Source organism: Marinobacter denitrificans, from assembly GCF_008795955.1.
GTDB lineage: Bacteria > Pseudomonadota > Gammaproteobacteria > Pseudomonadales > Oleiphilaceae > Marinobacter > Marinobacter denitrificans.
In genome coordinates this window covers 40,108-52,994 of sequence record NZ_VMHN01000009.1, presented here as the reverse complement: position 1 = coordinate 52,994, position 12,887 = coordinate 40,108, and the positions used below count along the sequence as shown (strand labels likewise).

Below are 12,887 nucleotides of genomic sequence, written 5' to 3'. Positions count from 1 at the left end.
GGCCGGGTTTTTTTGTTTCTATTCGTCTGCCTCGGTAGCCCCGCGCAAAGCCTCAATGTGCGGCCGCACCGCCCGCTTGTCCGCTTCCGGCGCATTGGCAGCCTCCTTATACGCCGACATGGCTCCGCCCATCATTTCCCGCATCTGCTTTTTCTGGGCCTCGCTCATATTGGGGTTGTTGTCGATTTCCTCCATCGCTTTGGCCATTTCCTGGTTCACCTGGCCGGATTGCTCGCCCATTTCAAGGGCGCTCCAGGCATGGAAGATTCTGTCACCGGTTCTTCCCCACTGTTCGGCATTGGAAAAACCGTGCTGCTGTACCACATCTTCCAGTTGGTTATACATGTCATGGCCTTTCATCTGTTCAATGGAAGATGAAAATATACGGGACATATCCGGCATTTCTGCAGTGTCTTCTTCGTCAGAAAGGTCTTCTGTGAGTTCAGAAAATTCATCTTCCATGGTCTGAAGCTCTTCCAGGCTGCTGATGAACGCGCGGACTGTCTGGTCCGTCAGCGTTTCGGCATGGGCACCGAGAGGGGATAAGGCAAACAGGCAAACAATCGTCAGTAAGACGGGGTGTAATCGGCTCATGAGGGCATCTCCTTATGGTCAGGAACTCCCGGTTCCAGTGGCGGGAGTCCCCTAAAGGTAGTTCTCCGCCACCCAGCCCGCAACAGGCTGGCGTGGCGCTATCTTGTGGATCGGCTCAGAAGAACAGATCCGGCAGGTAGGTAGCGATTTCCGGAAACACCATAAGACAGCCAATACCGACGATCTGGATGATCACGAAGGGAATAACCGACCGGTAAATGTCGCTCATGGTTATGCCGGGTGGCACCACGCCTTTCAGGTAGAAAAGGTTGAACCCGAACGGTGGCGTCATATAACCGATTTCCATATTGATCACAAACAGGATACCGAACCAGATCGGATCAAAGCCCATGGAGGCAACGATAGGGGTAAACACCGGCAGGGTGATCAGCATGATACCAACCGGGTCCAGCACCATGCCCAACAGGAAGACAATCAGCATCATAAAGATGATGACAGCCCAGGGGCCACCGGGAATGGACTGGATCATACCTTCTATCATAGGCTGGGCACCCATGCTCTGGTAGGCGGCACTGAAAGCGTGTGCTGCAAACAGAATCCACATGATCATGCCGGTGAGCTTGAACGTCCGTATCGAGGCATCTTTGATGAGTTCGATGTTCAGGGCACGATAGACGGCGGCCGAGATCAACGCGCCAAGCACGCCCATCGCTGCCGCTTCCGTGGGCGTGGTGATGCCCCCGATGATCGACCCCAGTACCATGAACACCACCAGCATGGGCAGCAGTACGGAGCGCAGAGCCGCAAATTTTTCAGGCCAGGTGCCCCGTTCTTCTTTCGGCAGGTCCGGTGCCAGGTGCGGCTGCAGGTAGCAGCGGATCAGCACGTACGCCGAAGTAAGAACCATCAGCATGATGCCCGGCAATATGCCGGCCGCAAACATCTTGCCCACCGACACACCTGTAATGAGGGCATAGAGAATCATCAGGATGGACGGCGGGATGAGTACGCCCCAGCCCCCGCCGGTGTTGATGACACCAAGCACCATTTTCTTGTCGTAGCCACGCTCCAGCATGGCCGGCAGGGCGATGGTGCCCATGGCGACGACGGCTGCCCCGCTGATACCGACCATCGCTGCGAAAATCGCACAGATCATCAGTGTGCCAATCGCCAGACCTCCGCGGACACCGCCGAACCACAGGTGCATCATTCGGTAGAGGTCCCGGGCGACTCCGGTTCGCTCCAGGATCATCGCCATGAACACAAACAGAGGAATGGCGACCAGGGTAAAGCTTCCCATGGTGCTCCAGATCTGCGAAGCCACCAGGTAGAAGGAGTCGAAGCCCCAGGTAAAGTAGAGAAACACCACTGAAACGCCGCCAAGGACGAACGCCAGTGGCAGGCCCAGTACCAGGAAGAACAGCAGCGAGCCGAAGAACAGCAGGGTCATCACTTCAATGCTCATGCGTGGTCCTCCTGCACTTCTTTCGATTCAGGTTCGGGCTGGTAGTAACTGAGGTTGAAAGCAATGGCAATGTCCTGCAGCAGTTTCACAATACCCTGCAGGATCAGTAACAGGGTGGCGGCGGGGATAAAGGCTTTGACCGGCCAGATTGGAGGGTTCCAGGCCGAGTTCGATGTTTCCCGGCCACTAAAGGATTCCCAGGCCATGTCGAGGCCAAAGTAAAACAGCGCCAGCGTGAATATGAAAAACAGGATTGAGGTAAACAGGTCAAGAAAGGCCCGAGTACGGCGGCTGAACTTGGAGTAGACCAGATCCACATTGACGTGGCCGTTATGCGACAGCAGATAGCCACCGGCCATGAGACCGTAGATCCCGAAAAGCAACTGGGTCAACTCGCCGGTCCAGGACAGCGGCATTTGGAGCAGATATCGAAAAGCCACCCCTGTGAGCAATAACAGGAACATGACCATGACCAGATAGGAGAACCACCGGCCGAGCAGATTATTGAGCCGAGTCACTCCGGTCATGAATGCGGTTAGAGCGCGCATTTTGTCCCTCCGCCTTTAAGAGATTGATTGATAGGAATTCGAGCGCAAATAAAAACCGGGCGTAGTAGCGCCCGGTCCTGTTCTTGCCCGGTTACAGTCGGCCGAGTTGCTTCAGGTATTCCTTGACCATCTCAACGGCCTTCGCGGCGTTGTCGCTGGTCTTGGCTTCCTCGTCCCAGAACTTCTGGGCCGCTTCAAGCATATGGTCCTGAACATCTTGCGGAAGTGTGTTGATCTCAACGCCTTCCTCGGCTACGGCCTTCTGCAGCGTTACTTTTTCCTTGTGTTCGTACTCGTTGGTACGCACCCAGAATTGCTCTTTCAGAGCGTCCTTGACGGTGGCCTGCATGCCATCAGGCAGCGCATCGAGAGCTTTCTGGCTGACGATGATGACGTCGGTACCTGCTACGTTCAGGGCGGGTTTGACGTGATACTTCGCCACTTCGTACAGAGACATGCTGTAAGCCCCCTGAGCAGCACCCCAGTGGGCGCCGTCAACGATGCCTGAATCCAGCGCTGAGTAGAGCTCGGCACCGGTAATATAGGATGTGGCTGCACCGGCTTCATCCAGGAATTTCTCCAATGCGCCGGATGAGCGGATCTTGAGTTTCTTCAGATCCTCGACGCTTTTGATTGGCTCTTTGACCACCATCTCGGTCTGGTAGACCTTGTCAGTGGCCCAGTAGACGTTATGTTCAGCGGCTTCTTCCCTCAACATCTCCTCAAAACCCATGGCCATATGAAAATAAGCGGCTTCGGCAGGAGTCTGGAACGCCAGCGGCAAGCCGGATGCCACTCCGGCCAGGCTGATCTTGCTCTGAGCGTAAGCCGGAGAGATGGTGCCCATTTCCAGAATGCCACGGCTCACGGCGTTGAAGGTTTCTGTGGGCTTGAACAGGGCGCCAGATTCGTACAGCTCCAGTTTCAGGCGGCCATCGGTACGCTCTTCCAGAACATCCTTCAGTCGGCCCAGGCTATCCTTGTAAGAGGAACTGGCGCCTGGCCAGTGGGACTGAACCTTCCAAGTGATGGTTTCCTGAGCGGCCGCTGGCACGCTCATGAGGGCTGCACTCAGGCCCAGGGTCAGGGCTGAGGCATAAACAGTAAGGGTCTTTTGGGCGGTGGTTAGCATCTTCATTGTTGGACCTCGATCGTTATTGTGTTAATCGTCCCGTGCCTAGTTTCGCTCTGCAGAACATCCGGTTGCAGAATGAATCCTTGTATTCGAATCTATCACACGCTTTGCGTTTTGCAATAGGATAGAAGCGGATATTCTGTTACCGATCTCCATATCATAGATATGAGTATAGTGAGGATCGCCTAACGTGAAGCGACACATGTCCATTTCGTCATCCTATCCTTCACAGCCAGTAGGGTGCCCGAAGCTCCCGCTTCAAAACTTTGCCAATGGCGGAGCGGGGTAGTTCCCCCCGAACCTCAACGGCGGCCAGGCGCTGGGTTTTGCCCAGCTTGCTGTTGGCCCAGGCCAGCAGCTCTGTCTCGCTTTGTTCACGGCTCTCGGCTCCGGGTTCAAGCACCACCAGCCCCAGCGGCGTTTCCCCCCATAGTTCGCTGGGAATGCCGATAACAGCGGCATCGGCCACCGCCGGGTGTGACAGCAGTACCTTCTCCAGATCCACCGCGTAGATATTGAAACCACCGGAAATAATCATGTCCTTGCGGCGGTCGAGTATGTAGACGAAACCATCTTTGTCCACCCGCCCCATATCGCCGCTGCGGTAGAACACCAGGCCTTCCGGGCTGGTCCAGAGCATCTCCCGGGTCTGGTCGTCACGGTTGACGTAACCGCGCATCATGGAAATCGCGCGGCCGACGATTTCTCCGGTTTCGCCCCTTGGCAGCTCGTTGCCCTGTTCATCAATCACCCGCACCTCGGCACCCTCAGTCGGCACCCCCACCGAATCCCATTTGTCGGGGTGGGAGGCACAGTCCAGGCACGTGGATATGCCACCTTCGGTGAGGCCGTAGACCTCCCGGATGTTGCCGGGCCAGCGGGCCATGGCTTCGCGGATAACATCGGCGCGTAACGGTGCGCTGGTGCACAGCTTGAGCTGGAAAGAGGACAGGTCAAAACGGTCGAATTCCGGATCGGCCAGAATGCGCTGGTACTGCACCGGCACCAGCATGGCGTGGGTAACTCGGTGGTATTCAGCCAGCTCAAGAAAGCGTCGGGCGTCGAAGCGGGCCATCAGGATCAGGGTGCCGCCATAGAACAGCGTCGGCAACACCGACACCAGGGTGGTGTTGGAATACAGCGGCGTGGAGACCAGGTTCACCGCATTGCCGTCGAGGCCGAAGCGGCTCATGCGCATCATCTGGCGCTGGCGGAAGCGGTAATCGTGGAGAATGCCTTTGGGTGTTCCGGTGGTGCCTGAGCTGTAGATAATGTTGAACGGGTGATCCAGGCTCACCCTTGTTGGCCTGGCCTCTGCATCTATATTGCCGAGCCATTGGGCCAGGTTGGTCATCCTGCCGTCGCCATCTGTGCCCAGGCCAACGCATCCCGCCGTGGCGAGACAGTCCAGTTTGCCTTCCATGGCATCCAGCAGCTGCACATTCTGTTGGGAGACAAACAGGTAACGGGCGGCGCAGTCGTTGATCATCAGTGCAAGGCTGTCACTGCTGGCCATGCCGGATAACGGCGCCATGCAGCCGCCAGCCACCAGGGTGCCCAAATACACAGCCACCGCTTCGATGCGGTTCTCCGACAACAATGCAACGGTGTCGCCCTCTTCCAGACCATCTGCCCGCAACCGGTTCGCAATGCGGTTGGCAAGGTGCACCAGTTCGCGCCAGGTGACACTGCCCTGGTCGTCAATCAGTGCTGTCTGGCGAGGGCGTTTCGCAGCGAGATCCTGGATGCGCTCACCGATGGCTTCCATGGTTTCTTCGGGGTCCACCGGAGCGTGTACTGGCATTTGCATCAAGCTTTCCATTTTTTGGCCTCTCGGTGTTATCGTGTTTTACTTAGTGAAATTTACTTTCGTTTATATTGACTCAAAACCGGAAGGCGTGACAAATTACCTCGTAGAGAATTTTATGACGACGCGAATAAACGACAACAAGGAGCATCGGCATGGGACGTTTCGATAACCGGGCAGCCATTGTCACCGGAGCCGGCAGCGGCATTGGCAGAGCCACCGCGGTACGTCTGGCGCGCCAGGGTGCGCGGGTGATGATGGTGGACCGCTCTGAGGCTGGTCTGCTGGATACCGAAAGCCTGTTGCCAGAGGGTGCGCAGGCGCTGCGACGGATTGGCGACGTGGCTGATGAGTCCCAGGTCAAGGCACTGGTGGACGAAGCAGCCGAAACGTTCGGCAAGATTGACGTGCTCTGCAACATCGCTGGCATCGCCAGTACCGGCAATGGACACCCTGATATCACGCGCAATGACCGGGAAGAATGGGAGAAGGTGCTGTCGGTAAACCTGATTGGCACCATGCTGTTCATCAAACACGTGGCTCCCCATATGCAGGCTCGCCAGCTCGGCTCTATCGTTAATACCGCCTCCGTTGCGGGCATCCGCTCAGGCGCTGGAGGCAATGCCTACAGTGCGTCCAAGGCGGGGGTGATCAACCTCACCATGACCGCCGCCTGCGATCTTGGTAAGGACAATGTGCGGGTGAACGCGGTATGCCCGGGGCTGGTGGAAACCGGCATGACCCAGGCTGTGTTTGACTACGCCCGCACCCACGAAAAGGCCCACAAGCTGGGCTCACGGTGTGAGTTGCGCCGCTACGGCGCGCCGGACGAAATTGCCGCGGCAATTCTGTTTCTGGCCAGCGACGACGCCAGTTACATCACCGGTCAGGCCCTGGCTGTGGACGGGGGGAACACCGCTTCTTTGAATCTGCCGGGGATGAAAGTGTAATGAGTGAGCAAGAACCACTGTTTGCTGATGGAACTGACTTGCCGGGCTTCCACAGCCTGCTGGGGTATCGTCAGGTCTCCTGGGAAGAAAATGAAGCAGTGCTCGAACTGGAGCTGCAGTCACACCACCTCAACCTGGGCGGAGTGATTCACGGAGGTGTGCTTACCTCGCTGCTGGACATTGTGCTGGCTCAGGCGGGCACTTATTGCCCTTATCCCGGGCGGATGCGCAAAGCCATTACCCTGACACTCACTACCACCTTCACCGGCCAGTGTTCTGGCGGCACCATAAGGGTCACAGGCCGTAAGCGCGCCGGTGGCACCCGAATATTCAACAGCACCGGCGAGGTCCATGACGATAAGGGCAACCTGCTCGCTATCGCCGAGGGTACGTTCCGGATTCGATCCGGCAGTGACAAGCCTGAGGGCGTTCCGATCTGACGGACCGGTTACCGACTCAATGCCAACACCAAGAGGAAGCGGACATGTTTGAACTCTCTGACAAAGCGAAAGAACTGCAGGCGCAGTTGAACGAGTTCATGGATGCTTACATTTATCCCAATGAGCACAAACACCATGAACAGGTCGAGCAGGCGGAGAACCGCTGGGCTCCGGTACCCATCATTGAGGAGCTGAAGGTCAAAGCCAAGGCAGCCGGCCTGTGGAACCTGTTCCTGCCGGAAAGCGAATTCGGGGCCGGGCTCACCAACTACGAGTACGCCCACCTGTGTGAGGTCATGGGTCGCTCCGCCATGGCGCCGGAGGTGTTCAACTGTTCCGCGCCGGACACCGGCAACATGGAAACCATTGCCCGTTACGGTAATAAAGAGCAGCAGGATAAATGGCTGAAGCCCCTGCTTGATGGGGAGATCCGTTCCTGTTTTTCGATGACGGAACCGGACGTGGCGTCTTCTGATGCCACTAACATTGCCTGTGAAATTCGCCGTGATGGTGATGAGTACGTGATCAATGGCAAAAAGTGGTGGTCGTCCGGAGCCATGACCACGACGTCGAAAATTGCCATCGTGATGGGCAAGACTAACCCGGAGGCGGAGAAGCATCAGCAGCAGTCAATGATTCTGGTGCCGCTGGATACCCCGGGCGTGAAGATGATTCGTCCGCTGACGGTGTTCGGCTATGACCATGCACCTCACGGTCACGCTGAAATCCATTACGAGAACGTGCGGGTGCCGGTGGAGAACCTGTTGCTGGGTGAGGGCCGTGGGTTCGAGATCGCCCAAGGCCGCCTCGGGCCGGGTCGGATTCACCATTGCATGCGCACCATCGGCGTTGCCGAGCGGGCACTGGAACTGATGTGTAAACGCGCCAATTCCCGTGAAGCCTTTGGCAAGCCACTGTCCAGCTTTGATTCCATCCGCAAGGATATTGCCCGCAGTCGCATCGAGATTGAGCAAGCACGGCTGATGACCCTGAAGGCGGCGCACATGATGGACACCGTCGGCAACAAGGTGGCCCGTCAGGAAATTGCGATGATCAAGGTGATTGCGCCGAGCATGGCGCTGAACGTCATTGACCGTGCCATTCAGGTTCACGGTGGTGCCGGTGTATCCCAGGATACTTTCCTGGCCGAAGCCTGGGCCAAGGTGCGGACCCTGCGCCTGGCGGATGGGCCTGATGAGGTGCATCTGGATTCTGTTGCCAAGATTGAGCTTCGCCAATATCGCTAAACCCATAACCTCTGAATCGGGGGGAGAGCGGCCGAGGGGATGTCCTTCCGGGACACGCCGTGAATACGTCCATGTAGGCTCGTAAAAAACATCCATGTTTTTTACGGTCCCGGAAGGACACCCCCTCAGCCACTCCCACGCTTCAGTGCATGAGGATCAAATATGTCTAACCCACTTTTTGACATGACCGGCAAAGTCGCCTTGATCACCGGCTCTACCAAAGGTATCGGCCGCGCCATCGCAGAGGAAATGGCCAGGCTGGGTGCAAAAGTCGTGATTTCCAGCCGCAAGGCCGACGCCTGTGAGCAGGTGGCCAACGAACTGAAACAACAGGGCTACGAGGCCATCGCCATCCCCTGCCATGTCGGCAGGAAAGAAGACCTGCAGAACCTGGTGGATAAAACCAATGAAGCCTGGGGCCCCATCGACGTATTGGTGTGCAATGCCGCCACCAACCCGGTCTACGGCACCACGGCCGAGATGACCGACGAGGCCTGGGACAAGATCATGGACACCAACGTCAAAGGTACGTTCTGGCTGACCAACATGGTACTGCCGCAGATGGCTGAAAAAGGCGAAGGCGCGGTTGTGCTGTTGTCCAGTATTGCCGGTATCCGCGGTAACACCACCATCGGTACCTACGGCGTTTCAAAGGCAGCGGAAGCAGCATTGGCCCGCAACCTCGCGGTTGAGTGGGGCCCGAAAGGCATTCGCGTCAACAGCATCGCTCCTGGGCTCATTAAAACCGACTTCGCAAAGGCCCTGTGGGAAGACCCGGTGCGCGTCAAACGTGCGGAGGACAAAACTCCTTTGCGCAGAATAGGTGATCCGGTAGACATCGCCGGCCTGGCCGTTTTCCTGTCAACAAAGGCAAGTGCGTATATCACGGGCCAAATCATCGTAGCCGACGGTGGTGAGACCATTTGCTGAGGACGCCTTCAAGAGTGGGGAGGCCGGCGGATGGGGTGCCTTTCTTCCGGGAAAAAGAACTCGCTGCGCTCAGACACCTTTTTCCCTGCATAAAGGCACCCCACCCACCGTCCGCGGAACTGTTTGCAGGCCGTGACGCTTAAAGATAACGAAGGTTGAAATGAATAATGAGTATGAGCCCGGAATTGGTAGAGGTTCTGCCAGCACATAAGTTTGAGGAATCCAGGCTTCTGGCTTGGCTTCAAAAAGAGATTCCAGGGATAGGGAGCCGCATGGAGGTGCAGCAGTTTCAGGGCGGGCAGTCCAATCCAACCTTTCTGCTGGGCACCGACAAGGGCCAGTACGTGCTGCGCAAAAAGCCACCCGGCAAGACTTTGCCTTCGGCTCATATGGTTGAGCGGGAATACAAGGTGATGCGTGCACTGTCAGAACACACCACTGTGCCGGTCCCGAAAACCCGGGCCCTTTGTGAAGACAGCAGCATTATTGGTACGCCGTTCTACGTCATGGATTATCTGGAGGGCCGTATCGTCAGCCATCCGGCGCTACGGGCACTGGATCGTTCGGAACGATTGCCGGCTCATCGGTCCGCCATCGATACCCTGGCGGCGTTGCATTCGGTGGATGTGAATCAGGTCGGTCTTGGGGATTACGGTCGCCCGGAGGGCTATGTGGCACGGCAGGTGTCCCGGTGGACCAAACAGTACCTGGCGGCCAAGACCGATGATATGCCGGCGATGGACAAGCTCATGGAGTGGTTGCCGGAAAACCTGCCTTCCACCGACGAGTGTGCCATCGCCCACGGCGACTACCGTTTTGGCAATCTGATGCTGGCTCCGGACAAACCTGAGGTCATCGCCATTCTGGACTGGGAACTCTCTACGCTCGGGCATCCGCTGGCGGACCTGGCCTATTACTGCTTGCCGTATCACCTGCCTTCGGACATGGAAGGCATGCGCGGGCTGCAGGGCGAGGATCTGGAAGCCCTGGGTATTCCCGACGAGCAGCAAACCATCGCGCGCTACTGTCAGCAGAGCGGCCGTGACGGCATTGCCGACTGGCATGTATTCCTGTCGTTTTCGCTTTTCCGTCTTGCATCCATTGTGCAGGGTGTCTACGCCCGCGCGTTGCAGGGCAATGCCGCCAACGCCGATGCGTTACAGGTTGGCAAGCGGGCCAGTCTGCTGGCGGAGGCTGGCTGGCGGATTGCCAATGAAGGGGAGCGATCATGAATGAGCCCATCGTCAAACGCATTCTGATCACCAACGACGACGGCATTAACGCGCCGGGCCTGAAAGTGCTGGAACAGATTGCCCGTAATCTGGCCGAGGAAGTCTGGGTGGTGGCGCCGGAGCATGATCGCAGTGGTGCCGGCCAGAGCATTTCCATTCACGATCCGTTGCGGGTGTATGAGCAGGGTGACAAGCGCTATGCGGTGTCCGGCACGCCGGCGGACTGCGTGCTGTATTCGCTGGCCCAGTGGTTCGGGGAAACGCCGCCGGATCTGGTGCTGTCGGGGGTGAACTGCGGTGCGAACATCAGTGACTCGGTGCAGTACTCCGGCACCGTGGGCGCAGTGCTCAGTGCCGAGCATATGGGCATACCCGCCATCGCGCTGAGTCAGGCTTTTCTGAGCCGGGAAGGGGTGGACTGGTCGCCAGTGTCCATGTTTGGAGAGTCTGTGGTGCGCCAATTGTGGCAGCCGGGGCAGTGCCATGCCTGGAACGTGAATTTCCCGGCCTGCGAGGCGGCGGTGATCAGTCAGGCACGTTTGTGCAAGCAATCCAACGGATCGATCCAACGAGCCCGCCTGCTTGCGGGTCAGGATGCCCGCAGCTTGCCGTACTGGTGGCTGGGGTTTGATCGCAGCTCCCGCCACATTGTGGCACCCGATGAAGACGTCAGCGTATTGCGGGACCAGGCTGTCGCCATCACGCCGTTGCGCCACCAGGAGCTTCTGCCCGGCGCCACCCACATATTTGATCTGGCCGCCACGGCGGCTCACTGAACCGGATAAGGGGATTATAACAATGACATTTACACGCCATTACGCCGTTTGGCCGAAAGAACTGCCCAAGAGCATGGCGCTGCCCCAGACCAGCGTATATACCAATCTGGAAATTTCTGCGTGGCGTTATCCGGATCGCACCGCGATCATTTTCTACGATGCGCCGATGACCTACAGCCGTCTGTTCCAGGAAGTGGAAACGATGGCCGGGTACCTGCAGGCGCAGGGCGTTGGAAAAGGCGACCGGGTGTTGCTGTACATGCAGAACTCGCCCCAGTATGTGGTTGCCTATTACGCCATTTTGCGAGCAGATGCGGTAGTGATTCCGATCAACCCGATGAACCGGGCGGCGGAGCTGGAGCATTACGTGGCCGATACCGGTGCGAGTGTCTGCCTGGCGGGTCAGGAGCTGGCCGGCTTTATTGCCCCTCTGCTGGAAACCACCGATCTGAACCATATCGTGGTGGCCTCCTATAGCACATACATTGCCCCCGCCACCGATCTGGATCTGCCGGCGGAAGTCGCTGCGCCGGCCTGGTCGCAGGAGGTGGCCGGTGTGGTGAGCTGGGAGCAGGCACTGGCAACAGGTCTCACGCCGTCTGCCCACACCGCCGGGCCGGACGATCTCGCGGTGATTCCCTACAGCTCCGGTACCACTGGCGCACCCAAGGGCTGCATGCATACCCATCGCAGCGTGATGGCTACGGCCGTGCACCGGGCGTTCTGGAACCTGAGCACCGCCAATACAGTGCAACTGGCCACCTTGCCGTTTTTCCACGTCACCGGCATGACCGGTTCCATGAACAGCCCGATCTACAGTGGCTCTACCTCCGTCATCATGACCCGCTGGGATCGCACCACCGCCGCCCGGCTCATCGAGCGTTACCAGGTCACTGGCTGGACCAATATCGTCACCATGGCGGTGGATTTCCTGTCCAATCCCGACATTGGACAGTACGACCTGACCAGCCTCAATACCATCGGTGGTGGCGGCGCAGCCATGCCGGAATCGGTGGCAGCCAAGCTCAAGACCATGACGGGGCTGGATTACATCGAGGGTTACGGGCTCTCGGAGACCATGGCGGCCACTCATATCAACCCGTCGGATCACCCCAAGCCCCAATGCCTGGGTATCCCCGTTTTCGATGTCGACAGCCGCATCATCGACGTGGAAACCCTGGAAGAGAAAGGTCCGGGGGAAGTGGGGGAAATTGTCTCCAATGGCCCACAGGTAACCCAGGGCTACTGGAAGCGCCCTGCGGAAACGGAAGCTGCGTTTGTGGAGATCGACGGGAAACAATTTTTCCGCACCGGGGATCTCGCCTATTACGACGAAGAGGGTTACTTCTTCATGGTGGATAGGGTCAAGCGGATGATCAACGCCTCAGGTTACAAGGTCTGGCCCTCGGAAGTGGAAGGGCTGATGTACCGGCACCCGGGTATCCACGAGGTGTGCATTATTTCTTCGCCGCACCCCAAGCGAGGAGAGACCGTGAAGGCGTGCATCGTACTGACGCCGGAAGCCGATGGCACCACCTCGGAAGCGGACATCGTCAGTTGGTGCAAGGAGCAGATGGCGGCTTATAAGGTGCCTGAAATCATTGAATTTGTGGAGGAATTGCCGAAATCGCCTACCGGAAAACTGATGTGGCGGGCGCTTCAGGAAGAGGAGTGGAAAGGTAAAGCTTGAGGCTCGATTTCGATGCACGTATTCCGCATTGCGAAACTACATTCTAAATATTGACATATGAGACGTTCGGTGTAATTGTTTCAGTATGCTGACGCAGGGCCGGATGGTTCTG

General features: G+C 57.7%; 12 protein-coding genes. 7 read left to right on the top strand and 5 right to left on the bottom strand.

Going from position 1 to position 12,887, the window contains the following annotated elements; genetic code table 11:
• Nucleotides 1-18: 18 nt before the first annotated feature.
• The 5 genes from FO268_RS18810 to FO268_RS18790 form a co-directional block, all read right to left on the bottom strand.
• Nucleotides 19-594, bottom strand: coding sequence for a hypothetical protein (locus FO268_RS18810; RefSeq protein ID WP_150994783.1), 576 nt, complete (start codon nucleotides 592-594; stop codon nucleotides 19-21).
• A 115-nt stretch (nucleotides 595-709) separates the two neighbouring features.
• On the bottom strand, nucleotides 710-2,020 hold the full coding sequence (locus FO268_RS18805; protein WP_150994782.1) for a TRAP transporter large permease: 1,311 nt from the start codon (nucleotides 2,018-2,020) through the stop codon (nucleotides 710-712).
• Nucleotides 2,017-2,568, bottom strand: coding sequence for a TRAP transporter small permease subunit (locus FO268_RS18800; RefSeq protein ID WP_150994781.1), 552 nt, complete (start codon nucleotides 2,566-2,568; stop codon nucleotides 2,017-2,019). Before FO268_RS18800 ends, FO268_RS18805 begins: the two co-directional genes overlap by 4 nt.
• 91 nt (nucleotides 2,569-2,659) lie before the next feature.
• Nucleotides 2,660-3,706 carry a TRAP transporter substrate-binding protein DctP gene (gene dctP / locus FO268_RS18795; protein WP_150994779.1) on the bottom strand — a complete coding sequence of 349 codons (1,047 nt, stop codon included), beginning with the start codon at nucleotides 3,704-3,706 and terminating at the stop codon, nucleotides 2,660-2,662.
• A gap of 223 nt (nucleotides 3,707-3,929) precedes the next feature.
• The gene (locus tag FO268_RS18790; RefSeq protein WP_225316859.1) at nucleotides 3,930-5,513 is read right to left on the bottom strand and encodes a class I adenylate-forming enzyme family protein; all 1,584 of its coding nucleotides are present in this window, start codon (nucleotides 5,511-5,513) and stop codon (nucleotides 3,930-3,932) included.
• 152 nt (nucleotides 5,514-5,665) lie between these two features.
• Here FO268_RS18790 and FO268_RS18785 point away from each other — a divergent pair, with 152 nt between their 5' ends.
• The 7 genes from FO268_RS18785 to FO268_RS18755 all read left to right on the top strand — a co-directional run bounded on the left by FO268_RS18785 (nucleotide 5,666) and on the right by FO268_RS18755 (nucleotide 12,775).
• Nucleotides 5,666-6,460 (top strand): SDR family NAD(P)-dependent oxidoreductase, encoded by a 795-nt coding sequence (locus tag FO268_RS18785; RefSeq protein ID WP_150994775.1) that lies wholly within the window; start codon nucleotides 5,666-5,668, stop codon nucleotides 6,458-6,460.
• Nucleotides 6,460-6,900, top strand: coding sequence for a PaaI family thioesterase (locus tag FO268_RS18780; RefSeq protein ID WP_150994773.1), 441 nt, complete (start codon nucleotides 6,460-6,462; stop codon nucleotides 6,898-6,900). Before FO268_RS18785 ends, FO268_RS18780 begins: the two co-directional genes overlap by 1 nt.
• Nucleotides 6,901-6,944: 44 nt before the next feature.
• Nucleotides 6,945-8,147 carry an acyl-CoA dehydrogenase family protein gene (locus FO268_RS18775; RefSeq protein WP_150994771.1) on the top strand — a complete coding sequence of 401 codons (1,203 nt, stop codon included), beginning with the start codon at nucleotides 6,945-6,947 and terminating at the stop codon, nucleotides 8,145-8,147.
• A gap of 162 nt (nucleotides 8,148-8,309) precedes the next feature.
• Nucleotides 8,310-9,077: an SDR family NAD(P)-dependent oxidoreductase gene (locus FO268_RS18770; protein ID WP_150994769.1), complete on the top strand. Its 768-nt coding sequence runs from the start codon at nucleotides 8,310-8,312 to the stop codon at nucleotides 9,075-9,077.
• Between the two features lie 167 nt (nucleotides 9,078-9,244).
• Nucleotides 9,245-10,309, top strand: coding sequence for a phosphotransferase (locus FO268_RS18765; protein WP_150994767.1), 1,065 nt, complete (start codon nucleotides 9,245-9,247; stop codon nucleotides 10,307-10,309).
• Entirely contained in the window at nucleotides 10,306-11,085 is a 780-nt protein-coding gene (gene surE / locus FO268_RS18760; protein ID WP_150994765.1) for a 5'/3'-nucleotidase SurE, read from the top strand. The genes FO268_RS18765 and surE overlap by 4 nt, the downstream gene beginning before the upstream one ends.
• A gap of 22 nt (nucleotides 11,086-11,107) precedes the next feature.
• Complete coding sequence (locus tag FO268_RS18755; protein WP_150994763.1) at nucleotides 11,108-12,775, top strand: long-chain fatty acid--CoA ligase; 1,668 nt, start codon at nucleotides 11,108-11,110, stop codon at nucleotides 12,773-12,775.
• Nucleotides 12,776-12,887 lie beyond the last annotated feature (112 nt).